The following is a 22,421-nucleotide window of genomic DNA, read 5'->3' as shown; positions in this document are numbered from 1 at the left end:
ATGCGCCCCAGCCCGCCGCGAGAGAAACCCGGTGAAAGCCACCCGCCTGACCCTGATCTGCCACGCCCTGACCCAGGCCCAGAAGGTCGGGCGCATGCCCAGTGCGGGCGACGGCATCTTGCCGCTAACCCAGCAGCCTTTCACCGACCTGCCCACTGTGCAGGTGCTGACTGCGCCAGAGCAGCGAGCCTGCGAGACCGCGGCGTGGTTGTCGGAAGCGCCAAAACTCGAGCCGGCATTGGCCGATTGCGACCTGGGCAGTTGGCAAGGGCTGGCGCTGAAGCAGTTGCAGGCCGAGCAACCGCAAGCGCTGGCCGAATGGCTGCAGAATCCGGCCAGTGATGTGCATGGTGGTGAATCGTTCGCCGCGCTTTGCCAGCGCGTGGCCGCCTGGTTGGCGGCCTTCGACAGGCCAGGGGAGTGGCTGGCGGTGACCCATCCCATGGTCATGCGCGCCGTGCTGGTGCAGGTGCTGGGCTGCCCAATGGAGGCCAGCCAGCGTATCGATGTGTTACCCCTGTCGCGCCTGGAGCTGAGCTTTACCGGGCAGTGGCGCCTGCGCCTGGGCTGAAGGTCAGAACGCCAGCTTATAGCCGATCAGCAGCAGCATCGCCGCCAGGCAAGGGCGCAGCACGCGGTCGGAGATCCGCCCGGTGAGGTGGCTGCCCAGGTAGATGCCTGGCAGCGAGCCCAGCAGCAGGTAGCCCAGCAGCGACCAGTCCATGTTGCCCATGCCCGCGTGGCCCAGGCCCGCTACCAGGGTAAGCGGCACGGCGTGGGCGATTTCGGTACCGACCAGGCGGCGGGTGACCAGGAACGGGTACAGTAGGAACAGCGCCACGGTACCCAGCGCGCCAGCGCCGATGGAGGTGAGGGTGACCATCACCCCCAGCACCACGCCGGTCAGCACGGTAAGGGTGTTCAGGCTGCGGTCGCTGAGGTGGTAGTGGTCACCGGCATGGCGGTTGGCAAAGGCCTGCAGGCGCGATTTGAACATGATGGCCAGGGCGGTCAGGATCAGTACTACCGCCAGGCCTTGCTTGATGATGCCGTTCAGGGCTGAGGTGTCGGTGTGCAGGGTGCTGAGGAACCACAGGGTAAGCGCTGCTGCCGGCACGCTGCCCAGGCTGAGCAGGCCGGTGATCTTCCAGTCGATGTTCTTGTTGCGCGCATGCACCCAGACGCCACTGGCCTTGGTGATGGCGGCATAGAGCAGGTCAGTGCCGACGGCGGTTGCCGGGCTGATGCCGAACCACAGCAGGATCGGGGTCATCAGCGAGCCGCCACCCACGCCAGTCATGCCGACGATGAAACCCACGACCAGTCCCGCAATGGTGAAACCAAAAGAACCTACATCCATACGCTACTCGACCGCCCAACTTGCCCGTTATCGGATGCAGCCAGCATATAGATTTTTTTATAGCCAAATAGACTTGTTCGTTATTAGGTTATAACCGGGTGCGGCCCTTACAGGCCACACCCGTTCAACGATCAGTCATCACCACCATCACATGCGCATCACCGCCGTCATCACTCTCCGACAAGTAGATATGCCCCACCTGGCTGTCGAAGTACGCCGTCTCCTGCGGCCCGATGCTCACCGATTCACCCGTCTCGAACTCAATCCGCACACGCCCGCTCAGTACCAGCGCGAACTCTTGTCCAGGGTGGCGGATAAAATCATCAAACTGGCCCCGTTCGCGGGCAATGATGCGCGCATAGGCCGGGGTCATGCGCCGCTCGGGGAAGTCGCCAGCGATCGGGTGGTAGTCATAGGTGCCGGTCGAGTAGCCCGCCGCCGCCGGTAACGAGTCGACCACCACGGTGACCGGCACCGGCGCTGCAACCGTGCCGCCGGCACGCAACAGTTGGGCAATGTCGACATTCAACGCCCGGGCAGCGGCAGCGAGCTTTTCGTAGCTGACCGACACCTGCGCCAACTCCATCTTCGACAAGGTGGACACCGGCACGCCACTGGCTTCGGACAATTGCTTGAGGGTCATCTGGCGCGCCTTGCGCACCTGGCGCAGGCGCTGGCCGACTACGGCGCGGTCAAGCAGGGGTAGGGCAGCGGGCATTCAGGGTTCTCGGCATGCGGCGTTGGTCGGGCATCTTACCTTGCGCCCTTGCGTATTTCTAAATTCTCATATATTAGAATTCTCATAAATGATAATTAGCCAGACAGGAGCGTGCATGACCCCGACCTACGACACCCTGATCATCGGCGCCGGCATTGCCGGTGCCTCCCTGGGCTATCGCCTGGCTGGCCAGCAGCGGGTGCTGCTGCTGGAGCGCGAATCGCAGCCTGGCTACCACTCCACCGGGCGCTCGGCGGCGATGTTCATGGAGGCCTATGGCACCCCGCAGATTCAGGCGCTGACCCGCGCCAGCCGGGCCTTCTACGAGGCGCCACCGCAAGGCTTCTGCGAGCACCCGCTGCTGGAACCGCGTGGCTGCCTGTATGTGGCCAGCCAGGAACAGCGCACACTGCTGGAGCAGACCCATGCGCAAAACCTGGCCAACGGCACCGAAGTCAGCCTGCTCGACCGCGATGCCGCCCTGGCCCTGGTGCCGAGCCTGCGTGGCGAAAACCTGGCCGGCGCAGTGCTGGAACCGGGCGCCATGGACCTGGATGTACATGCCTTGCACCAAGGTTTCTTGCGCGGATACCGCGCCGCTGGCGGAGAGCTGCGCTGCAACGCCGAGTTGGTCCAGGCCTGGTACCTCGATGACCTGTGGCAAGTGGAGCTGGGCGATGGCAGCCGGGTGCAGGCGCGCCGACTGGTCAACGCCGCAGGCGCCTGGGCCGACCGCGTGGCCGAGCAGTGCGGTGTGCCGCGCATCGGCCTGCAACCCTGCCGGCGCAGTGCCTTTACCTTTCCCGGCCCGGCAGATCAGGACTTCGCCCGCTGGCCAGCGGTAATTGGCGTCGACGAAAGTTTCTACTTCAAGCCAGATGCCGGTCAGCTACTGGGGTCGCCAGCCAATGCCGACCCGGTCGAACCGCAGGACGCCGCGCCCGAGGAGCTCGACGTGGCCCTGGGCATCTACAACATCGAAGCCATGACCACCCTGGCGATCCGCCGCCCCAGCCACAGCTGGGCCGGGTTGCGCTCGTTCGTCGCCGACGGCGACCTGGTGATTGGTTTCGATACCCACGCACCCGCGTTCTTCTGGCTGGCGGCCCAGGGTGGCTATGGCATCCAGTCTGCTGCCGGCGCCTCACGCCTGGCTGCCGACCTGCTGCTCGGCCAACCCCTGTGCCCTGGCCTTGTCAGCCAGGGGGTGGCGCCCGAGCGCCTGTCCCCGGCCCGTTTCCAGCAACCCTGAAAGGAGCATCCCATGAGTAATGACATCCAGCGTTTCCCTAGCAGCCTGCCGTTCCCGTTTTCCCGCGCGGTAAAGGCCGGTGGTTTTCTGTTCCTCTCCGGGCAGGTGCCGATGAGTGCCGGCGGTGAGGTAGTACGCGGTGATATCCAGACCCAGACCCGTGCTGCCTGTGAGCGCATTGCCGAAAGCCTGGCGGCCTGTGGCGCGCGTTTCGACCAAGTGGTCAAAGCCACCGTGTGGCTGTCGGACATGAGCCACTTTGCCGGCTTCAACGAGGTGTACAAGGAGTTCTTCGGCGCGGCGTTGCCAGTGCGCTCGACCGTGGCCTCGGCGTTGGCGCTGGGGGTGGATGTGGAGATCGAAGTGCAAGCATTCGTCGGCGATTGCTGACTGAATAGCGAGCCCGTGTAGGAGCGGCCTTGTGTCGCGATGGGCCGCAAAGCGGCCCCAGGATTTCAACTTCGCAGCCTATATTGCCGGGGCCGCTTTGCGGCCCGATCGCGACACAAGGCCGCTCCTACAAAAGCTATGCGGTGGCAGTAAGACAACAACAATAAATCCAGAGGTGCACATGCAAGAGCAGCTGAAGATTGCCGGCGCATTTGTCGGCGTGATCGTGGGGGCGGGGTTCGCTTCGGGGCGGGAACTGTTGTTGTTCTTTGTCGATTTCGGTGTGTGGGGGCTGGTTGGCGCGTTGGTCAGCGCAGCCTTGTTCACCTTCCTTGGCATGGCCCTGGCGGGGTTGGGCAACCGCCAGCAGGCCACCTCGCACAAGGATGTGATCCAGGCCATCTGCGGCCGCCACCTGGGCCTGTTCGTCGACTGGCTGATCACCTTTTTCATGTTCGCCGTCACGGTGGTCATGCTGGCTGGCGGTGGTGCGCTGCTGGAGCAGCAGTTCGGTATCCCGGCGTTGACTGGCAGCGTGCTGGTGACGCTGGTGGTGGTGGGCATCGTGTGCCTGGATGTGCGCAAGGTGATCCTCGCCATTGGCGCCATCACGCCGCTGCTGATTCTAGTGGCGTCGGCGATTGCACTTTACGCCGTGTTCACCCGCGAACAGAGCTTTGCCGCACTCGACCAGCTAGCCAGCCAGCAGCAGGCCGGCACCCGCCACTGGTTGCTGGGGGCGTTCCTGTATGTGTCGTACAACATCGTCGCCGGCGCGCCGATCCTGGCCATTCTCGGCGGTTCGGCCAAGGGCGAGAAAACCGCAGTGTGGGGTGGCCTGCTTGGCGGCGCCGCGTTGGGCGGGCTGATGCTGGTGATGAGTGCCGGGCTGTTGTCGCGCCTGGACAGCGTGGCCGATTTGCCGATGCCGATGCTGTCGATTGCCAACGAAGTGTCGCCACTGTTGGGGCTGGTGATGTGCCTGATCATCTTCGGCATGATCGTCAACACCGCAGTGGGTACGCTGTTTTCCTTCCTCTCGAGGTTGTTGCCGGCGGGGACGGCGAAGTTTCGCTGGGGCTCGGTGGTGACCGGGGCGGTGGCGTTCGGTTGCAGCCTGGTGGGCTTCATCAGCCTGGTGGGTGAGGTGTACCCGCTGTTCGGCTACCTGGGCTTTGTGCTGATGGCGGCGGTGTTGCTGGCCTGGGTGCGGCGGAGTAAGGCTGTAAAAGCGGCAGTGGCTTAAGGGGCTGCTGCGCAGCCCAATCGCCGGTACAGGCGACAACAGGCAATGGCCGTTGCCGCCTGATTGCAGCGCTTAGATCCTGAAACTGCCCACCAACTGCTTCAAACGCCCAGCCTGCTGGGCCAGCTGGTCGCAATGGCGCAGTGTCTCGTTGAGGTTCTCCACCCCTTGCTGGTTCAGGGCATTGATCTGGGTGATGTCCAGGTTGAGGCTCTCGACCACGGCGGTCTGTTCTTCGGTAGCCGTAGCCACCGACTGGTTCATGCCGTCGATCTCGCCAATGCGCTGGGTCACACTGGCCAGGCGCTCGCCGGCCTGGTTGGCCACCTGCACGGTCTGCTCGCTGGACACCTGGCTGGTGTTCATGGTGTGCACTGCCTCGCGCGAGCCCACCTGCAGGCTGGTGATCATGCGGTGGATTTCTTCCGCCGACTCCTGGGTACGGTGCGCCAGGTTGCGGACTTCGTCGGCCACCACGGCAAAGCCACGGCCAGCCTCGCCGGCACGCGCCGCTTCGATCGCTGCGTTCAACGCCAGCAGGTTGGTCTGCTGCGAGATGCCTTTGATCACATCGAGGATCTTGCCGATTTCGTCGGTGCTGGCGTTGAGCGTTTCAATCTGCGCGCACGACTCGCTGATGCGCTGGGACAGGGCGGTCATGGCGCTGATCGCTTCTTCGACCACTTCACGGCCACCGTGGGCCTGTTCGCTGGCACCGCTGGCATGCTGTGAGGCATCGGCGGCGTTGCGGGCGATTTCCTGGGTAGCAGCGCCCAGTTCGTTGATGGCCGCCGCCACGCTGTTGGTGCGCATGCTCTGCTCTTCAGAGCCGTTGATCGAAGCGTTGGAGGCACTGACTACCTTTTCCGACAAGTCATGCACCAGGCGGGTGGCCGAGGACACTTCGCTGATCGAAGCATGAATGCGTTCGACGAAACGGTTGAACGAGGTGGCCAGTTCGCCGAATTCGTCCTTGTTCTGCACGGTCAGGCGGCGAGTAAGGTCGCCTTCGCCTTCGGCGATGTCGCGCATGGCGCGGCCCATGGTGGTCAGCGGGCTCATCAGCACCGGGATCAGCAGGCCGAGCAGGCCAGCGATGGCGGCCACGGCGATCAACATGGCGATGATCGCCGAGGTGCGGAACTGGCTGAGTGCGGCGTAGGCCTTGTCCTTGTCGATCGACAGGCCGATGTACCACTGCGCCGAAGGCAAGCCGGCCACCGGGGCAAACGAAATGATCCGCTCCTGGCCATTGAGGGAGACGTCCTGCATACCGCTGGCGACCCGCAGGTTGCTGCCGGGGTAGATGTCCTTGAGGTTCTTCATCAGCTGGTCTTTGTCGGGGCTGACGATCACCTGGCCATTGCTGTCGGCCAGGAAGGCGTGACCGATGCCGCCGAAATCGACCGAGTTGATGATCTCGACCAAGGTATCAAGGGTAACGTCGCCACCGACCACACCAATCAGTTCGCCATTGCCCTTGCCCTTCACCGGCGTGGCGATGGTCACCATCAGGCCGCCGACCGCACCTTGGTAGGGGGCGGTCAGCACGGTTTGCCCGGCGCTGGCGGCGGCGCCGTACCACGGACGCTGGCGTGGGTCGTAACCGGCGGGCATCTGGGTATCGGGGCGCTGGGTGAACACCCCGTTGGCCTGGCCCAGGTAGGTGAACAGGAAATTACGCGTGTAGGACGGCTGCTCGATCAGCCCGGCCAAGGTCTCGCCAGCACCCTGCTGGGCAATGTCCTGGGCCAGGTTTTCCAGTACCAGGATGCGCCCGCTCATCCAGTTCTGCACGCTGCTGGCGGTCAGTGCACCGGACTGCTGCACGGACGCTTCGATGTTCTGGCGGATGGTGTTGCGTTGCAGGTAGTCGTTGTAGAGCGTGAACAGGGCAAATGCCAGGACCACGACGCTGCAGGCGCTGAGCAGGATCTTGTGGCGAAATTTCAGGTTCATGTTTCGAGACCTTGAGCCAATGAGGGGAGGGCGCAGCGCGCTTGTGACGCACTGCGGGGCCTGTCGACCGGGATATCGGCTCAAGGGGTAAAAGGTTGATGTGCCTACAGAAATTTCTTACATACGTTTCGACAGACGGCATTCACCGGTTACACAACTGTTCGATCAACAGGCGTGCGGCCTGCTGCAGCGGCTGTTGCTTGCGCCAGAAGATGTGTACGGGCAACTGCAATTCGTTGTGGGTATTGCGAAAGTCCAGGCGCACCAGGCGCCCGCTGGCCAGCAGGGGCGCTACCCGGGTCAATGGCAGGTCGCCCCAGCCCAGGCCGGCTTCCACCATCTGCAGGGCGAGGTCGAAGCTGTCGGTGGACCAGTGTGTGGCGCCGATCAGCGGGCGCGGGTCTGCCAGCGGCAGGTCGCGGCTACGCACCAGGATCTGGCGTACCTGGGTCAGGTCTTCCAGGTAGTGAATACGGCCCTCGCACAAGGCCGGGTGGGCCGGTGACAGGGTGGCCACCAGCGACTCCATGCCGATGTGCTGGAAGCCACGGCGGGCATCGACCTGCAGGCCGGCAAAGGCCACGCAGAGGTCGGCGCGGCCGCTGTCCAGCAGGTGCAGGGCTTCTTCCTGCGGGGCGCTGAGCAGGGCGATGTCCAGCAGCGGGTGGCGCTCACCCAGCCGGGCGATGGCCGCCAGCAGCGGGCGGTGGTCGATGTCTGGCACCACCGCCAGGGTCAGGCTGCTCTCCAGCCCCTGGGACCGGGCCGCTGGCGGTGATGATCACCACCATCGCCATGCTCTGGAACCTGGTCTACAACACCCTGTTCGAATATTGGGAGAGCCGCCAGGCCAAGCGCGGGCGCAGCGTGGCGCGGCGGGTGGCGCATGCCATCGGCTTCCAGCTGACCCTGGTGGTGTATTTGATCCCGCTGATTGCCTGGTGGCTGGGCATGACCCTGGTGGAGGCGTTGCTGGTGGACATGGCGTTCATTGTGCTGGTGCCTTGCTACACCTTTGCCTACAACTGGGCGTTTGACCGGGTCTTTGGGTTGCCGAGCTCGGCCATGGCTACAGCCTGATGTCGCCTGTACCGGCCTCTTCGCGGGTAAACCCGCTCCTACAACGGTGGCGTGCATCTTGTAGGAGCGGGTTTACCCGCGAAGAGGCCAGCACAGCCAACCACTAAGGCGGCAGGCGAATGATCAGGGGCTCCTGCTGCTGCCTCACCTGCTGCTCCACCGGTTGTTCCACCGGCCGCGGCATGCTGGCCAGCAAACTGTCCTCAACCTGCCCCGACAGGTAATACACCCCTGCCATGGCCCCGCTCTGGCGGTTCTCCATCAGCTCTTGCCATTCCTGGTTCAACGCCACGTTCAAGATCACCCGCAACTGCTCGACCATCTGCGGGTGATCGCGGTCATGGGTCATCATCCCGTAGCCGGCTGCCGCAATCGAAATCATCGCCCCCGCCACCTTGCCCACTGCCGATGCCACGGCGCTGGCGATGCCGCGTGGGGCCAGGGTGGCGCCGAGCTTTTCGCTGGCCTGGTTGGCCACCGAGTTCAGCCCGACATCAGTCTTGCCGGGGCCTTTGCTGGCCTGCTGGTGCAAGTGCTGGCGCATGGCTTGCCAAGCCGGTTCCTGGTCCAGCGACTTGGCCCGTAGCAACTGATAGAGGCTGGCATTGCGCGCTTGCGGCGGCCCCAGGTGGATGGCGGGGATGCTGTTGAGCCGCTGGCTGACCTGCTCGGGTGGCGCGTTGTAACGGCTGATAATGGCCGGCAACTGCTGGCCGAACAATTGCACGTACAACTCGCAGGCACGGTCACGGATGCCCTCGGGGTTGATCTGCTCGGCCACCGGTTCGATCACCCGCTGGTGGTACTGCTCCTGCAGGTACAGGGCCAGACGCTTTTCCGCAGGTTCCCGGCCTTCGCCGCTGTCGAGTTTGTACCAGGCCACCTTGAGGGTCAGCCACTGCTGGGTCCAGTAGCCGGTGAACCAGGGGATGAAATCGCTTTCAGTGCGTTGCTGCACCTGCTCCTTCCATACCCGCATGGAGCGCCGGGCATAGTCGTTGGCCGATCCGGCGGCGCCGACCGAGGCATCGATCAGCTCCTGGTCGATGCGCTGCCAGGCGGCAGCGGTGAGCACGACGGGCGGCGGCGGGGCAGGCGGGCGCTTGCCCGCGCAGCCGCCAAGGGCCAGCAAAAAGCACAACAGTAGGAGGATTCGAACGCTCACGCAGCCGCCTCCCTGATAGAGGCTTGGTGGTTCTTGAAGTATAGGGTGGGGGGCGGGCGGCTGCCGTGCAGCCCATCGCCAATCGCCCAGGCAACACGGTCCCTGTAGGAGCGGCCTTGTGTCGCGATGGGCTGCGAAGCGGCCCCAGGATTTCAGCTTCGCAGCAGACATTGCCGGGGCCGCTTCGCGCCCCATCGCGACACAAGGCCGCTCCTACAGGGACTGTGTCAGCTTGTGCGGGTTATTCCAGGTCGAGTTTTTCTTCCAGGCGGTCAAGGTGTTTGTGCATCAGCCCCAGCGCTGCCTCGGCATCACCTTGCTCCACGGCATCGATGATCGCCGCATGCTCCTCCCAGGCACAGTGGTTGCAGCATGGCGACTCGTAGCGGGCGATGATCAGCGAGGTCATCGGCACCAGGCCGTTGAGGAAACGCGCCAGTGGCGCATTGGCGGCCACTTGCGCCAGTTTCAGGTGAAACTCGCCGCCCAGGCGGATCGCCGCGCAACGTTCGCCGCTTTCATGGTGCTGGCGCTCGCGCGCCACCAATTGCCGCAACTGGCGCACCTGCGCCGGCCGCGCACGTTGGGCGGCCAGGGTGATCAGCGTGGTTTCGGCCAGGCGCCGGGCGCTGAGTACCTGGCGTGCCTGGTCCGGGTCGGGCGCGGCCAGGTGTGCTGTGTGGCTGGGGCGCTGCACCACCACCTGCTGGTCGGAAAGGCGCCCAAGCACGCGGCGGATCACCGTACGGCTGACACCAAAGGCATGGCCCAGCGCCTGCTCGGGCAACAGGCTGCCGGGCGGCAGGCGCTGCTCGAGAATGGCGTCGAACAGCCTTGGGTAGATCTGCTCAGCCGATAGGCGGGTTTCCCCGGCCGCAAGCAGGGCAGGCAAGTGGGGGGCGGCGTTCATGGTCGCTCTCCTGGGTTCATGTCGTCCGGGATGTTCAGCGGGACGCCCGTGCGCTGCCCTTCGGCGAGGATGTGCTGGCGCATCTGCGCACTGGCCTGGGCGCTGTTGCGTTCACGGATGGCGCGCACCACCGCTTCATTTTCCTTGAGCCGTGCCGCCAGGTGCTCCGGCGAGTTGCGCAGCATGTCGGCGCTCTGCTTGAGGGCATTGCCGGTCTGCTGCACCACGCTTTGGAAGATCGGATTGGTGGTCAGGGCGAACAGTGCTTCATGGAAGGCAATGTAGGCCTTGACCCCGGCTTCGCTGTCATCGGCCTCCAGCGCTTCGCGCATGTCCATCAGGGTCAGGCGCAGTTGGCCGATGTCGTGGCTGTTGGCCGACTGCGCCACCAGGCCGACGATGAAGGGTTCGAGGGTGTAGCGCAGCTCCAGCACGTCGGCCAGGCTGGCCGCGGCGCTGGTGTCCAGGCCCGGTTCCTGCGCGGTGGCATCGGCGTCCAGCACCAGCACGCCCTTGCCCGGCAGTGAGCGCACCAGGCCCAGGGTTTCCAGCACGGTCACCGCCTCGCGCAGGCTGGGGCGGCTGATGCCCAGTTGTTCGGCCAGCTCGCGCTGGCCCGGCAGCATGTCGCCGGTACGCCATTGGCCGCGGGCCAAGGCCTGGCGCAGTTTTTCCACCACTGAGGTGACAACGGTCGATGAGCTGATCACGGTTCGCTCCTGGAAGGGCCGGCATCAATGCCGGCCACGTTCGCTCAGAATTCCTGTTGATGGGCGTTGGGCTGTTTGCGTGGCGTGGGGGCGAAGCCGGGCTTGCCGTCAAGCACGTTTTGCGCGCGCTCCAGGTCGATGTCTTTCTCCCAACGGGCGATGGCCACGGTGGCCACGCAGTTGCCGATAAGGTTGGTCAACGCCCGGCCAATGCCCATGAACCAGTCCACCGCCAGCACCAGCACCAGGCCGACCACCGGAATCGCCGGCACGGCGGTCAGGGTGGCGGCGAGGATTACCAACGCCGAGCCTGGGATGCCGTGAGCGCCCTTGGAAGTCACCAGCGATACCAGCAGGATGGTCAGCAGGTCAGTCATTTCCAGCGGCGTGCCGGTGGCATTGGCAATGAACACGATGGCCAGGGTCAGGTAGATGGAGAAGCCATCGAGGTTGAACGAGTAGCCCGTAGGGATCACCAGGCCGACGGTGGAGCTGCCGATGCCCAGGTGCTCCAGCTTGCGCATGATCTGTGGCAGCACGGCGTCGGAAGAGGCGGTACCAAGCACGATGGTCAGCTCTTCACGCAGGTATTTGATAAACGGCAGCAGCTTCAGGCCCGACAGGCGCATGACCGTGCCCAGCACGACCAGTACGAAGCCGGCGCAGGTCAGGTAGAACAGCGCCACCAGCCCGCCCAGATGTTGCAGCGATTCCAGGCCGTACTTGCTGGTGGTGAAGGCGATGGCACCGAACACGCCGATGGGGGCCAGGCGCACGATCATGCCCATGATGCGGAAGATCACATGGCTCAGTTCGTTGATCAGCCGCGAAATGCCCGCTGCCGAATCACCCACCAGGTTCAGCGCGCTGCCGAACAGCACCGAGAACAGCAGCACCTGGAGTATGTTGTTGTCGGCGAAGGCACCGATCACCGAGGTGGGGATCAGGTCCATGAAGAATGCCGTGGCACCGTGAATGTGCTGGCCACGCTCGGCCAGGCCGTTGGCGTCGGCGCTGGACAACTGGTCCAGGTGAATATTGGCACCGCTGCCGATGCCGCTGCTGAAGGCAAACACCAGGCCGATGACCAGGGCAATGGTGGTCAGCACTTCGAAGTAGATCACTGACTTAAGCCCGATGCGCCCGACCTTTTTCAGGTCTCCGGCGCCCGAGATACCGCTGACCACTACACAGAACACGATCAGGCCGATGAGCATCTTGATCAGCTTGATGAAGCCGTCGCCGAGGGGTTTGAGTTGCAGGGAGAGGTCGGGGAAGCTGAGGCCGCAGGCGATGCCGAGGGCAAGGCCGAGCACGACTTGCAGGAATATCGAACGCGAGCACCATTTGAGCATGGGAGGAGTCTCAGATCGGTGTCCTTGCTTCGGTAGCCGCACGGGGCGAAAGAGCGCAGGACTTAATTATTGTGGTCTTACCGGTTTGTTCAGCGCGAGCTTATAAAAGCGCGAAAAATCTGACATTGCAAGGCTTTTTGGCCTTACCGGTCTGACCAGTTATGGGGCAATCCGGCCTGCCAGGCTCTAGTTCGGTGCGTGCCGTGAATGGGCTACATGCGAATCAGAGCAGGCTTTGGCCAGCGCCTGGCACTCTGTAGCAAGCAGCTTGCCAAGCGACTGACCAATCAGGGTCGCCTGGTCTGACCGGGGGGTTGGCCTGGGCGTTGCTGCCTGGTTAGCTGACCGTGAGTTTGACCTCGGCCAGCACCGGGTGCGCCACCAGTTTGTCGATGTGCAGGGTGTCGTCGTTCATCCAGCTTTCGCTGAGCAGCAGGTAGTGCTCCATATCGCGGCAGCGCAGGCTGTAGTCGAAGTGGCCGCTGATCAGTTGGCATTCATGGACTTCCGGGCAACTGCGCAGGGTGGCCTCGAAGGCCTTCTGGGCGGCGCACCCGCTTTGGTTTGAGAGGGCGACCAGCACCAGCAGTGACACCCCGGGCGCTACCTTCTGCTGGTCGATGATTGCCCCTTAGCCGCGAATCACGCCACGACGCTCCAGCTTGCGCACGCGCTCCATGACACTGGCCAGGGCACCGAAGGCCATCACCGTGGGCAGGCCATGGCGGGTGTTCTTCGGGTGGCCGTTGACGTACTTGAAGGCGTATTGGCTGGCATCCGAGACCGGCATCAGCTCGATCACTCCGTCCGCTGAATGGTTGGCCACCCGGGCGCATTTGTCGAAGTCGGGCCAGCGCAAGTAGTCCTGGCGGATGTACTCGGCCATTTCCAGCAGGCAGGTGGGCAGGCCTTTGCGATTGACCAGGCGGGCCAGGTCTTGCACATCGATATAGCGGGTCATGAGGGGGCTCCCTGCGGCGACGCTTCCAGAGTGGGCACTGGGTTCATTGTGCGGCGGGCGGGGGGGTAAAGCTGGCTGTAATGGGTCGTGGTGGCAGCGGTTTTGGCTGGTTTAATGGTTGCGTCAGCCGAATCGGCTGTGGGTGCCTGTACCGGTCAAGGCAATCATTGCTCACGCAAGCGCTTGTACAGGGTGGTGCGGCTGATGCCCAGCCCGCGCGCCACCGCCGACAGGTTGCCATTGGCCTGCGCCACCAGCGTCTGCAAGTCGGTATCCTCAGCCGCCACCAGCACAGGCACCTGCAACTCGGCCAGAAATCCCCCAGGCAGGTGCTCGACACCGACCGGTCCATCACCCGCCAAGGCCAACGCCACCTGCAGCACACTCACCAGTTCACGCAGGTTACCCGGCCAAGGGTGCTGATCGAGCAGGTCGATAATGGCCGCAGGCAGCCGCGCAGGTTGCCCGGGTTCGCGGTAGCGGGTATGGACCTGTTCGATCAGCTGCCGCCGGTCACTGCGCTCGCGCAACGGTGGCAGCACCACCGCCAGCCCGGCAATGCGGTAATACAGGTCCTGGCGAAAGCGCCCGGCACGCACCTCTTCGGCCAGGTCACGGTTGCTCGCCGACACCACGCGAATGTCCACTGCCACCGGCTCGCCACTGCCCAGTGGCTGGATGCTGCGTGACTGCAGCACTCGCAGCAGGCGGGCCTGGGTGGGCAACGGCATGTCGCCAATTTCATCCAGGAACAAAATGCCGTGGTCGGCCTTGCGGATCAGCCCCAGGTTGCCTTTGTGGTGGGCACCGGTGAATGCCCCCTTGTCGTAGCCGAACAGCTCCGACTCCACCAGTTCGGCCGGGATCGCCGCGCAATTGACGGCCACCAGAGGCTGGTTGGCGCGGCTACTGGCTTGGTGCAGGGTGTTGACGAACACCTCCTTGCCCACACCGGTTTCACCTTGCACCAGCACCGGGATGTCCTTTTCCAGCAGCAGGCCGGCCTGCGCCAGGGCCTTCTCCAGGCGCGGCTCGCTAGTGCCTGGCGCGGGGCGGCGGGCGGCCGCGCGCGGGGGCTGCCACTGGCAATGAAAGCGGTTGCGGCCGGTGGCCTGCAGGGCGAAGGGCTGTTGCCGGGGATGGCTGAGCAACTGGTGCAGGGGCAGCTGGAACAGTTGCTCGATGTTCTGCCGCAGCGGGTTGCCGCCGAGCAGGCTGTCGGCCCGGTGATTGGCGGCCAGCACCTGGCCATTCTCATCGAATACCAGCAGGCCGGCCCAAGGGCTATCGAGGTTGTCCGAGGCGCTGTTGAACATCAGCTGGGCATGCTGGTCGGCATGTTCGGCGAGGATCAGCCGGTTTTCCAGGCTCTGGCCCATCATGCGCACCAGGCCCAGGGTCTGGCTGGCCGGCAGGTAGCCGTCGCTGGCCACGTCAAGCACCCCGACCAATTGCCGCGCGGCGTCGAACAGCGGCGCGGCGGCACTGGACAGGTAACGGTTCTGGCGCAGGAAGTGCTCGTCCTGGCCAACGTGAATCGCCTCTGCGCAGATCAGTGCGGTGCCCAGCGCGTTGGTGCCGACGCCACGCTCCTGCCAGTGGGCGCCAGCGCTGAAACCATGCTGCTGGCGCGGTTCGATAAAGCGCCGCGAGCCCCAGGTGTCGAGCAGGCAGCCACTGGCATCGGCCAGCATCACCAGGTAGCTGGCATTGCCCAGCAGGTGCGCGTACTGCGGCAGTACTTCCTCGCGGGTCAAGCGCAGCAGGGCCTGGCGCAGTTCCAGCAGGGCGCTCAGCTCGGCGCGGGTCAGGCAGTCGAAGTCCGGCGCGTGCTGCGGTTGCAGGCCATGCTCGCGGCAGCGGGCCCAGGAAGCCTGGATCAGTTGGGCGTGGGTCGAAGCGGATGCGGCCATGGGCCTGTCCTGTGTGGTTGTTGTTATGGGCCGACCGCTGTTCAGTGTTGTCCACGGGTGTTCATTGTCAAACCGGCAAGTGTTCAGTTGTTCAGTGAGTGTGTTCACTTGTGAACCCGCGATATGCCAGCGCTGGCGCCCAGCGCCCGGGCCAGAGCGCTGGGGCGCAACTGGCACGGAACTGGCTGTGCCCGGCAGACCACAACTACAAGAAGGCCAAGCCATGGCATTGGTGCTGGAGCAGGTCAGCCGCAGCGTCGACAACCAGGCGTGGATAATCGATGCCTCACTGCGTTTCGAGCCCGGTTCGTTCAACGTGCTGCTGGGCCGTACCCTGGCGGGCAAGACCAGCCTGATGCGCCTGATGGCCGGGCTCGACCGCCCGGACCGCGGGCGGGTGCTGATGGATGGCCAGGATGTCACCGGTGTGCCGGTGCGCCAGCGCAATGTGTCGATGGTGTATCAGCAGTTCATCAATTACCCGACTTTGAGCGTGTACGAGAACATCGCCTCGCCGCTGCGCCAGGCGCGCATGGCCGAGCCACAGATCCGCCAGCGGGTGCAGGAAACCGCCGAGATGCTGCGCATCGAAACCTACCTGCAGCGCCTGCCGCTGGAGCTGTCCGGTGGCCAGCAGCAACGCACGGCGATGGCCCGGGCGCTGGTCAAGGATGCTTCACTGATCCTCTTCGACGAGCCCTTGGTCAACCTCGACTACAAGTTGCGCGAGGGCTTGCGCCAGGAGCTGCGTGAACTGTTTGCAGCGCGCCACTGCATTGCCGTATACGCCACCACCGAGCCCAACGAGGCGCTGGCGCTGGGCGGCACCACCACCCTCGTGCACGAGGGCCGTATTGTGCAAAGCGGGGCCACTGCCGAGGTCTACCAGCGCCCGGGCAGCGTGCTGGCCGCCGAGCTGTTTTCCGAGCCGCCGATCAACCTGGTGCCAGGCCGTATCAGCGCTAACGAAGTGAGCCTGGCCCAGGCCGTGCACTTTGCCCGCAATGCCGACTTGCAGCAGCTTGCCGAGGGCGAATACCGCTTCGGCGTACGCCCCAGCCATATCACCCTGGTACCAGCCCATGACGATGACCTGGAGTTGGCGGTGCTGGTGGAGCTTGCCGAGATCAGTGGCTCGGAAACGTTCCTGCATGTGCGCAACGAACACTGGCGCATGATCCTGCACCTGCCCGGGGTGCACGAGTACCAGGTGGACACGCCGATCCGCGTGTTCATCCCCACCCACAAGCTGTTCGTCTTCGACAGCGCCGGGGCGCTGGTGCAGGCCCCAGGGCTGCGCCAGGCAAGGAGAGGCTGATGGCCGAGATCCGCCTGCGCCAACTGGCGCACAGCTACAGCCGCCAGCCCACCAGCGACGCGGACTATGCCCTGCATGCGCTGGAGCATGTGTGGGAGCAGGGTGGCGCCTACGCTTTGCTCGGGCCTTCGGGCTGCGGCAAATCGACGTTGCTCAACATCATTTCCGGGCTGCTGACACCGTCCCACGGCGAGGTGTTGTTCGACGGCAAACCGGTCAACCAGCTGTCACCGCAGGCGCGCAACATCGCCCAGGTTTTCCAGTTTCCGGTGGTGTACGACACCATGACGGTGTTCGACAACCTGGCCTTCCCGCTGCGAAACCAAGGGCTGGACGAAGCCCGGGTGCGTGCCCGGGTGGAGGAGATTGCCGAGGTACTCGACCTGGCCAGCGTGTTGCGCAAGAAGGCGCGCAACCTCAGTGCCGACGAAAAGCAGAAGGTCTCCATGGGCCGTGGCCTGGTGCGCGATGACGTGTCGGCAATCCTGTTCGACGAGCCGCTGACGGTGATCGACCCGCACCTGAAGTGGAAGCTGCGGCGCAAGCTCAAGCAGATCCACGAGCAGTTCAACATCACCATGATCTACGTCACCCATGACCAGCTTGAGGCCTCGACCTTCGCCGACAAGATCGCGGTGATGCATGGCGGGCGCATCGTCCAGTTCGGCACCCCGCGCGAGTTGTTCGAGCGGCCACGGCACACCTTCGTCGGCTACTTTATCGGCAGCCCGGGCATGAACCTGATCGAGGTGCGCGCCGAAGCGGACGGGGTGATGTTCGGCGATATTCACCTGGCATTGCCTGACGGCTTGCGTGAGCGCCTGGCGGCGACAGCGGGCGGGCGCCTGCAAGTGGGCATCCGCCCGGAATTCGTGCAGCTGTGGGACAGCCCGTTCGATGACGCCTTCCCGGCACGGGTGCTGGATGTCGAGGACCTGGGTACTTACCGCATCGTCACGCTTGAGCTGGGCGGCGTGGCGCTCAAGGCACGGCTTGGCGAGGATCGCCCGTTGCCTTTGGAGCAGGCCTGGGTCAGCCTGCCGACGCGGTGGCTGATGCTGTATGTCGACGATGTGCTGCTGGAGGCCGCGCCATGAACAAGGTGCCGAACAACAAGGCCTGGTGGCTGGTGTTGCCGGTGTTCCTGCTGGTGGCGTTCAGTGCCGTGGTGCCGATGATGACGGTGGTCAACTACTCGGTGCAGGACATCTTCGACCAGTCCAACCGCTACTTCGTCGGCGCCGACTGGTACCGCCAGGTGCTGCGCGACCCGGCGCTGCATGACGCGCTGCTGCGCCAGTTCATCTACTCCGCTTGCGTGCTGCTGATCGAGATCCCGCTGGGCATCGGCATTGCCCTGACCATGCCGACCAAGGGGCGCATGGCCTCGGTGTGCCTGATTGTCATGGCCATCCCGCTGCTGATCCCGTGGAACGTGGTCGGCACCATCTGGCAGATTTTTGGCCGCGCTGATATCGGCTTGCTCGGCGCTACCCTGGCCAAGCTCGGTGTCAGCTACAACTACGCTGGCGACCCGTTCGACGCCTGGCTTACGGTGCTGGTGATGGACGTGTGGCACTGGACGTCGCTGGTGGCGTTGCTGTGCTATTCGGGGCTGCGTGCCATCCCCGACGTGTACTACCAGGCCGCGCGCATTGACCGCGCTTCGGGCTGGGCGGTGTTCCGCCATATCCAGTTGCCGAAGCTGAAGAACGTGCTGCTGATTGCGGTGATGCTGCGCTTCATGGACAGCTTCATGATCTACACCGAGCCGTTCGTGCTGACCGGTGGCGGGCCCGGCAACGCCACCACCTTCCTCAGCCAGACCCTCACACGCATGGCCGTGGGGCAGTTCGACCTGGGCCCGGCGGCGGCGTTCTCGCTGGTGTACTTCCTGATCATCCTGCTGGTGTCGTGGCTGTTCTACACAGCCATGACCCATGCCGACAAGGACTAGGCCATGAGCACGCGCAAAACGCTGGCCCTGCTGCTGTATTTCTTCTTCCTGCTGGTGCCGATCTACTGGTTGCTGAACATGTCGTTCAAGAGCAACACCGAGATCCTCGGCGGCCTGACCCTGTGGCCGCAGGCGTTCACCCTCGACAACTACCGGGTGATTTTCACCGATGCCAGTTGGTACAGCGGTTACATCAACTCGCTGTACTACGTATGCCTGAACACACTGATATCGCTGCTGGTGGCGCTGCCGGCGGCGTATGCCTTCTCGCGCTACCGCTTCCTTGGTGACCGGCACCTGTTCTTCTGGCTACTGACCAACCGCATGGCGCCGCCAGCGGTGTTCCTGCTGCCATTCTTCCAGCTGTACTCGTCGATCGGCCTGTTCGATACGCATATCGCCGTGGCCCTGGCTCACTGCCTGTTCAACGTACCGCTGGCAGTGTGGATCCTGGAGGGTTTCATGTCCGGCGTGCCCAAGGAAATCGACGAAACGGCCTACATCGACGGCTACAGCTTCCCGCGGTTCTTCGTGAAAATATTTATTCCGCTGATTGGCTCTGGCATCGGCGTCACGGCGTTTTTCTGCTTCATGTTCTCCTGGGTCGAACTGCTGCTGGCGCGCACCTTGACCTCGGTGAACGCCAAGCCGATTGCTGCGGTAATGACCCGCACCGTGTCGGCCTCGGGCATCGACTGGGGCGTGCTGGCGGCAGCGGGGGTACTGACCATCTTGCCGGGCATGCTGGTCATCTGGTTCGTGCGCAACCATGTAGCCAAGGGCTTTGCCCTGGGCCGGGTGTGAGGAGGGCAACGCATGGAATGGATGGCCTGGACCTTGCCAACGGCACTGTTTTTCGCCGCCGTTGGCGTACTGCTGCTGGGCATGACCCTGCTCGAACTGCGCCGCCCCTGCGTGGAGCGGCGGGGTTTCCTTCCGCTGGTCACCAGCCGCGGCGATCGCTTGTTCATCGGCCTGCTGGCCAGCGCCTACCTGCATTTGCTGGTGGTCGGCGTCAGCGAGTGGCCACTGTGGGTAGCCTCGCTGCTGTCGCTGGCGTGGCTGGTGCTGGTGCTGCGCTGGGGCTGAGCGAGCGGCCCTGTGGAATAACTGAAACGGGAGATCACAATGTTCGATAACAAGCACAACAGGCGACATTTGACCCTGGCCGCGTTGCTGGTACTGGCCAGCGTGCAGGGCTCTGCCTGGGCCGACCAGTACGAGGACGCGGCAAAAAAATGGATCGGCAGCGAGTTCAAGCCATCGACCCTTACCCCTGAACAGCAGCTGGCCGAGTTGCAGTGGTTCATCAAGGCGGCCGAGCCGTTCCGTGGCATGAAGATCAACGTGGTGTCGGAAACCATCACCACCCATGAATACGAATCCAAGGTGCTGGCCAAGGCCTTCAGTGAAATTACCGGTATCCAGCTGACCCACGACCTGTTGCAGGAAGGCGACGTGGTGGAAAAACTGCAAACGCAGATGCAGTCGGACAAGAACATCTACGACGGCTGGGTCAATGACTCCGATTTGATCGGCACGCACTTTCGCTACGGCAAGGTGGAATCGATCACCGACCTGATGGCCAACGAGGGCAAAAACTACACCTCGCCGACCCTGGACCTGAAAGACTTCATCGGCATTTCCTTCACCACCGCGCCGGACGGCAAGGTCTACCAGTTGCCCGACCAGCAGTTCGCCAACCTCTACTGGTTCCGCGCCGACTGGTTCGAGCGGCCCGAACTGAAGGCCAAATTCAAAGAAAAGTATGGCTACGAGCTGGGTGTGCCGGTGAACTGGTCGGCCTACGAGGACATTGCCAAGTTCTTCAGCGAAGACGTCAAGGAGATCGACGGCAAGCGCGTCTACGGGCACATGGACTATGGCAAGAAAGACCCGTCGCTGGGCTGGCGTTTCACCGATGCCTGGTTCTCCATGGCCGGCGGTGGCGACAAGGGGCTACCCAACGGCCTGCCGGTGGACGAATGGGGCATTCGCGTGGAGGACTGCCATCCGGTGGGCTCCAGCGTGACCCGTGGCGGCGACACCAACGGGCCGGCCGCCGTCTACGCCACGCAGAAGTACGTGGACTGGATGCGTGCCTACGCGCCCAAGGAAGCCCAGGGCATGACCTTCTCTGAAGCAGGCCCGGTGCCGGCCCAGGGCAACATTGCCCAGCAGATCTTCTGGTACACCGCGTTTACCGCCGACATGACCAAGCCTGGTCTGCCGGTGGTGAATGCCGACGGTACACCGAAGTGGCGCATGGCCCCTTCGCCGAAGGGGCCATACTGGGAGGAGGGGATGAAGCTGGGCTACCAGGACACCGGCTCGTGGACCTTCTTCAAATCCACCCCCGAGAAACAACGCCTGGCGGCTTGGCTGTATGCCCAGTTCGTCACTTCCAAGACCGTGTCGCTGAAAAAGACCATCGTCGGCCTTACGCCGATTCGCGAGTCGGACATCAACTCCCAGGCCATGACCGAGCTGGCGCCCAAGCTGGGCGGGCTGGTGGAGTTCTACCGCAGCCCGGCGCGGGTGCAGTGGACACCGACCGGCACCAACGTGCCGGATTACCCGCGGCTGGCGCAGTTGTGGTGGAGCCATATCGCCGAAGTAGCCAGTGGCGAGAAGACCCCGCAGGAAGCCCTGGATGGCCTGGCCCGCGACCAGGACCGCATGATGGAACGCTTGCAGCGCTCCAACGCCCAGGCCACCTGTGCGCCCAAGCTGAACCCGGAAAAGGATGCCCAGTACTGGTTCGACCAGCCCGGTGCGCCGAAGCCCAAGCTGGCCAACGAAAAGCCCAAGGGCGAGACGGTCAGTTACAACGAACTGTTGAAGTCGTGGGAGGCGGCGCGCAAGTGACCGGCTAAGTACGCGCTGGCTTCTTCGCGGGTAAACCCGCTCCCACAGGGATATCACTGTCCTTCTGGGCAGCGCGGACCCTGTAGGAGCGGGTTCACCCGCGAATAGGCCGGCAAAGCCAATGCATTACCGTCAGGCAAAAAAAACGGCACCTGCCAGAGGTGCCGTTTTCATTTCACACGCTATTACTTGTGCAGCTCTTCCGCCGCATACAGCGTGTTCTCCAGCAGGCACGCCCGGGTCATCGGCCCGACGCCACCCGGCACCGGCGTGATCCAGCCGGCGCGCGGCAGGGCGGTCTCGTAGACCACATCGCCAACCAGCTTGCCGTCGTCCTGGCGGTTGATGCCCACGTCGATGACGATGGCGCCTTCCTTGACCCACTCACCCTTGACCAGCCCCGGCTTGCCGGCAGCCACGACCACCAGGTCGGCGCGGCCGACATGGCCGGCCAGGTCTTTGGTGAAGCGGTGGCAGACGGTCACGGTGCAGCCGGCCAGCAGCAGCTCCATGGCCATCGGGCGACCAACGATGTTGGACGCACCGACGATCACTGCGTTCATGCCATACAGGTCCTGACCGGTGCTTTCCAGCAGGGTCATGATGCCTTTCGGCGTGCATGGGCGCAGCAGCGGGATGCGTTGGGCCAGGCGACCGATGTTGTACGGGTGGAAGCCGTCCACGTCCTTGTCCGGGCGAATGCGCTCGAGCAGCAGCGAGGCGTCCAGGTGCGCCGGCAGCGGCAGCTGCAGCAGGATGCCATCGACGGCCGGGTCGTCATTGAGGCGATCGATCAGCTCGGTCAGGGCCTGCTGCGTGGTTTCGCTAGGCAGGTCGAACGCCTGCGAAATGAAGCCGACCTCTTCGCAGTCCTTGCGCTTGTGCGAGACATAGACTTGGGAGGCGGGGTCGGTGCCGACCAGGATCACTGCCAGGCCCGGCGTACGCAGGCCTTGCTGGCGACGCTCCACGACACGTTGAGCGATCTGCTGGCGCAGGCTGGCGGCGATTGCCTTGCCATCGATTAGGTGTGCAGTCATAGACGCGTGATTAACCATCGAGAAGGAAACAATAAAGAGGGCGCATTCTCGCACGACACGGGCCAAGGGCAAAGGCGGGTGGTCGGGCAAATCCCCTAACCCCTTAAATAATTTAAATTTTTTTGAAAAAGGTGTTGACGGTTTTCAGGGTCGCCTATAAGATTCGCCGCACTTGTCGGGCACAGCCTAGCACTGGTTGGCTAAGTCGGGCAGAATGAG

The 22,421-nt window shown here is 63.9% G+C and carries 19 protein-coding genes and 5 pseudogenes; 11 read left to right on the top strand and 13 right to left on the bottom strand.

What is annotated here, in order from left to right; genetic code table 11:
• Positions 1 to 31: 31 nt before the first annotated feature.
• Positions 32 to 571 carry a histidine phosphatase family protein gene (locus tag ACIP1G_RS11565; protein ID WP_400736743.1) on the top strand — a complete coding sequence of 180 codons (540 nt, stop codon included), beginning with the start codon at positions 32 to 34 and terminating at the stop codon, positions 569 to 571.
• A gap of 3 nt (positions 572 to 574) precedes the next feature.
• On the opposite strand, the gene ACIP1G_RS11560 is transcribed toward ACIP1G_RS11565, so the two are convergent.
• Both ACIP1G_RS11560 and ACIP1G_RS11555 read right to left on the bottom strand, forming a co-directional pair.
• Positions 575 to 1,360, bottom strand: a complete 786-nt coding sequence (locus tag ACIP1G_RS11560) for a sulfite exporter TauE/SafE family protein (RefSeq protein ID WP_400736740.1) — start codon at positions 1,358 to 1,360, stop codon at positions 575 to 577.
• A 124-nt stretch (positions 1,361 to 1,484) separates the two neighbouring features.
• The gene (locus ACIP1G_RS11555) at positions 1,485 to 2,078 is read right to left on the bottom strand and encodes a helix-turn-helix domain-containing protein (RefSeq protein WP_400736737.1); all 594 of its coding nucleotides are present in this window, start codon (positions 2,076 to 2,078) and stop codon (positions 1,485 to 1,487) included.
• Positions 2,079 to 2,193: 115 nt separating this feature from the next.
• Between ACIP1G_RS11555 and ACIP1G_RS11550 the strand changes: the two genes are divergently transcribed.
• From ACIP1G_RS11550 to ACIP1G_RS11540, 3 genes are all read left to right on the top strand, one after another.
• Positions 2,194 to 3,330, top strand: coding sequence for an NAD(P)/FAD-dependent oxidoreductase (locus ACIP1G_RS11550; RefSeq protein WP_400736734.1), 1,137 nt, complete (start codon positions 2,194 to 2,196; stop codon positions 3,328 to 3,330).
• Between the two features lie 12 nt (positions 3,331 to 3,342).
• Positions 3,343 to 3,720, top strand: coding sequence for a RidA family protein (locus ACIP1G_RS11545; protein WP_400736732.1), 378 nt, complete (start codon positions 3,343 to 3,345; stop codon positions 3,718 to 3,720).
• 181 nt (positions 3,721 to 3,901) lie between these two features.
• Positions 3,902 to 4,966 carry a hypothetical protein gene (locus ACIP1G_RS11540; protein ID WP_400736729.1) on the top strand — a complete coding sequence of 355 codons (1,065 nt, stop codon included), beginning with the start codon at positions 3,902 to 3,904 and terminating at the stop codon, positions 4,964 to 4,966.
• A gap of 72 nt (positions 4,967 to 5,038) precedes the next feature.
• Here ACIP1G_RS11540 and ACIP1G_RS11535 read toward each other — a convergent pair whose 3' ends face one another.
• From ACIP1G_RS11535 to ACIP1G_RS11525, 3 genes and pseudogenes are all read right to left on the bottom strand, one after another.
• Entirely contained in the window at positions 5,039 to 5,779 is a 741-nt protein-coding gene (locus tag ACIP1G_RS11535; protein WP_370290711.1) for a methyl-accepting chemotaxis protein, read from the bottom strand.
• Between the two features lie 114 nt (positions 5,780 to 5,893).
• Positions 5,894 to 6,925: pseudogene (gene mcpA, locus ACIP1G_RS11530) on the bottom strand (methyl-accepting chemotaxis protein McpA); the annotation flags it as partial.
• A 142-nt stretch (positions 6,926 to 7,067) separates the two neighbouring features.
• Positions 7,068 to 7,685 (bottom strand): annotated as a pseudogene (locus ACIP1G_RS11525) (substrate-binding domain-containing protein); the annotation flags it as partial.
• Between ACIP1G_RS11525 and ACIP1G_RS11520 the strand changes: the two are divergent.
• Positions 7,676 to 8,005: pseudogene (locus tag ACIP1G_RS11520) on the top strand (PACE efflux transporter); the annotation flags it as partial. The pseudogenes ACIP1G_RS11525 and ACIP1G_RS11520 sit on opposite strands and share 10 nt — an antisense overlap.
• A 103-nt stretch (positions 8,006 to 8,108) precedes the next feature.
• On the opposite strand, the gene ACIP1G_RS11515 reads toward ACIP1G_RS11520, so the two are convergent.
• The 7 genes and pseudogenes from ACIP1G_RS11515 to ACIP1G_RS11485 form a co-directional block, all read right to left on the bottom strand.
• On the bottom strand, positions 8,109 to 9,170 hold the full coding sequence (locus ACIP1G_RS11515) for a hypothetical protein (RefSeq protein WP_400736726.1): 1,062 nt from the start codon (positions 9,168 to 9,170) through the stop codon (positions 8,109 to 8,111).
• 241 nt (positions 9,171 to 9,411) lie between these two features.
• Positions 9,412 to 10,080, bottom strand: coding sequence for a GntR family transcriptional regulator (locus ACIP1G_RS11510; RefSeq protein ID WP_400736723.1), 669 nt, complete (start codon positions 10,078 to 10,080; stop codon positions 9,412 to 9,414).
• Positions 10,077 to 10,790, bottom strand: coding sequence for a FadR/GntR family transcriptional regulator (locus ACIP1G_RS11505; protein ID WP_400736720.1), 714 nt, complete (start codon positions 10,788 to 10,790; stop codon positions 10,077 to 10,079). The genes ACIP1G_RS11510 and ACIP1G_RS11505 overlap by 4 nt, the downstream gene beginning before the upstream one ends.
• 44 nt (positions 10,791 to 10,834) lie before the next feature.
• Positions 10,835 to 12,145 (bottom strand): C4-dicarboxylate transporter DctA, encoded by a 1,311-nt coding sequence (locus ACIP1G_RS11500; RefSeq protein WP_400736718.1) that lies wholly within the window; start codon positions 12,143 to 12,145, stop codon positions 10,835 to 10,837.
• A gap of 337 nt (positions 12,146 to 12,482) precedes the next feature.
• A pseudogene (locus ACIP1G_RS11495) lies at positions 12,483 to 12,824 on the bottom strand (Lrp/AsnC family transcriptional regulator); the annotation flags it as partial.
• Positions 12,825 to 13,106 (bottom strand): annotated as a pseudogene (locus ACIP1G_RS11490) (ornithine cyclodeaminase); the annotation flags it as partial.
• 164 nt (positions 13,107 to 13,270) lie between these two features.
• The gene (locus ACIP1G_RS11485; protein WP_400736715.1) at positions 13,271 to 15,019 is read right to left on the bottom strand and encodes a sigma-54-dependent Fis family transcriptional regulator; all 1,749 of its coding nucleotides are present in this window, start codon (positions 15,017 to 15,019) and stop codon (positions 13,271 to 13,273) included.
• A gap of 223 nt (positions 15,020 to 15,242) precedes the next feature.
• Between ACIP1G_RS11485 and ACIP1G_RS11480 the strand changes: the two genes are divergently transcribed.
• Genes ACIP1G_RS11480 through ACIP1G_RS11455 form a run of 6 tightly spaced genes read left to right on the top strand, consistent with a single transcriptional unit; the run spans position 15,243 to position 21,162 of the window.
• On the top strand, positions 15,243 to 16,337 hold the full coding sequence (locus tag ACIP1G_RS11480) for an ABC transporter ATP-binding protein (RefSeq protein ID WP_400736712.1): 1,095 nt from the start codon (positions 15,243 to 15,245) through the stop codon (positions 16,335 to 16,337).
• Positions 16,337 to 17,434: an ABC transporter ATP-binding protein gene (locus ACIP1G_RS11475; protein ID WP_400736709.1), complete on the top strand. Its 1,098-nt coding sequence runs from the start codon at positions 16,337 to 16,339 to the stop codon at positions 17,432 to 17,434. Before ACIP1G_RS11480 ends, ACIP1G_RS11475 begins: the two co-directional genes overlap by 1 nt.
• Positions 17,431 to 18,294, top strand: coding sequence for a carbohydrate ABC transporter permease (locus tag ACIP1G_RS11470; RefSeq protein ID WP_016714776.1), 864 nt, complete (start codon positions 17,431 to 17,433; stop codon positions 18,292 to 18,294). The genes ACIP1G_RS11475 and ACIP1G_RS11470 overlap by 4 nt, the downstream gene beginning before the upstream one ends.
• A gap of 3 nt (positions 18,295 to 18,297) precedes the next feature.
• Positions 18,298 to 19,098, top strand: coding sequence for a carbohydrate ABC transporter permease (locus ACIP1G_RS11465; RefSeq protein WP_039603433.1), 801 nt, complete (start codon positions 18,298 to 18,300; stop codon positions 19,096 to 19,098).
• A 12-nt stretch (positions 19,099 to 19,110) separates the two neighbouring features.
• Entirely contained in the window at positions 19,111 to 19,383 is a 273-nt protein-coding gene (locus ACIP1G_RS11460) for a DUF2160 domain-containing protein (protein WP_400736705.1), read from the top strand.
• Between the two features lie 39 nt (positions 19,384 to 19,422).
• Positions 19,423 to 21,162: a carbohydrate ABC transporter substrate-binding protein gene (locus ACIP1G_RS11455; protein WP_400736702.1), complete on the top strand. Its 1,740-nt coding sequence runs from the start codon at positions 19,423 to 19,425 to the stop codon at positions 21,160 to 21,162.
• A gap of 185 nt (positions 21,163 to 21,347) precedes the next feature.
• Here ACIP1G_RS11455 and folD read toward each other — a convergent pair whose 3' ends face one another.
• Entirely contained in the window at positions 21,348 to 22,202 is an 855-nt protein-coding gene (gene folD, locus ACIP1G_RS11450; protein WP_400736699.1) for a bifunctional methylenetetrahydrofolate dehydrogenase/methenyltetrahydrofolate cyclohydrolase FolD, read from the bottom strand.
• Between the last annotated feature and the right edge of the window lie 219 nt (positions 22,203 to 22,421).

This window comes from Pseudomonas sp. NPDC089392 (genome assembly GCF_044749595.1).
Classification (GTDB): Bacteria; Pseudomonadota; Gammaproteobacteria; order Pseudomonadales; family Pseudomonadaceae; genus Aquipseudomonas.
This window is presented reverse-complemented; position numbering and strand designations above follow the sequence as displayed.

Coding starts and splice junctions, on each gene's coding strand:
- folD (WP_400736699.1), bottom strand. CDS start 22,202: ATGACTGCACACCTAATCGATGGCAAGGCAATCGCCGCCAGCCTGCGC.
- ACIP1G_RS11540 (WP_400736729.1), top strand. CDS start 3,902: ATGCAAGAGCAGCTGAAGATTGCCGGCGCATTTGTCGGCGTGATCGTG.
- ACIP1G_RS11475 (WP_400736709.1), top strand. CDS start 16,337: ATGGCCGAGATCCGCCTGCGCCAACTGGCGCACAGCTACAGCCGCCAG.
- ACIP1G_RS11545 (WP_400736732.1), top strand. CDS start 3,343: ATGAGTAATGACATCCAGCGTTTCCCTAGCAGCCTGCCGTTCCCGTTT.
- ACIP1G_RS11500 (WP_400736718.1), bottom strand. CDS start 12,145: ATGCTCAAATGGTGCTCGCGTTCGATATTCCTGCAAGTCGTGCTCGGC.
- ACIP1G_RS11535 (WP_370290711.1), bottom strand. CDS start 5,779: ATGCGCACCAACAGCGTGGCGGCGGCCATCAACGAACTGGGCGCTGCT.
- ACIP1G_RS11485 (WP_400736715.1), bottom strand. CDS start 15,019: ATGGCCGCATCCGCTTCGACCCACGCCCAACTGATCCAGGCTTCCTGG.
- ACIP1G_RS11465 (WP_039603433.1), top strand. CDS start 18,298: ATGAGCACGCGCAAAACGCTGGCCCTGCTGCTGTATTTCTTCTTCCTG.
- ACIP1G_RS11510 (WP_400736723.1), bottom strand. CDS start 10,080: ATGAACGCCGCCCCCCACTTGCCTGCCCTGCTTGCGGCCGGGGAAACC.
- ACIP1G_RS11480 (WP_400736712.1), top strand. CDS start 15,243: ATGGCATTGGTGCTGGAGCAGGTCAGCCGCAGCGTCGACAACCAGGCG.
- ACIP1G_RS11555 (WP_400736737.1), bottom strand. CDS start 2,078: ATGCCCGCTGCCCTACCCCTGCTTGACCGCGCCGTAGTCGGCCAGCGC.
- ACIP1G_RS11560 (WP_400736740.1), bottom strand. CDS start 1,360: ATGGATGTAGGTTCTTTTGGTTTCACCATTGCGGGACTGGTCGTGGGT.
- ACIP1G_RS11460 (WP_400736705.1), top strand. CDS start 19,111: ATGGAATGGATGGCCTGGACCTTGCCAACGGCACTGTTTTTCGCCGCC.
- ACIP1G_RS11470 (WP_016714776.1), top strand. CDS start 17,431: ATGAACAAGGTGCCGAACAACAAGGCCTGGTGGCTGGTGTTGCCGGTG.
- ACIP1G_RS11550 (WP_400736734.1), top strand. CDS start 2,194: ATGACCCCGACCTACGACACCCTGATCATCGGCGCCGGCATTGCCGGT.
- ACIP1G_RS11455 (WP_400736702.1), top strand. CDS start 19,423: ATGTTCGATAACAAGCACAACAGGCGACATTTGACCCTGGCCGCGTTG.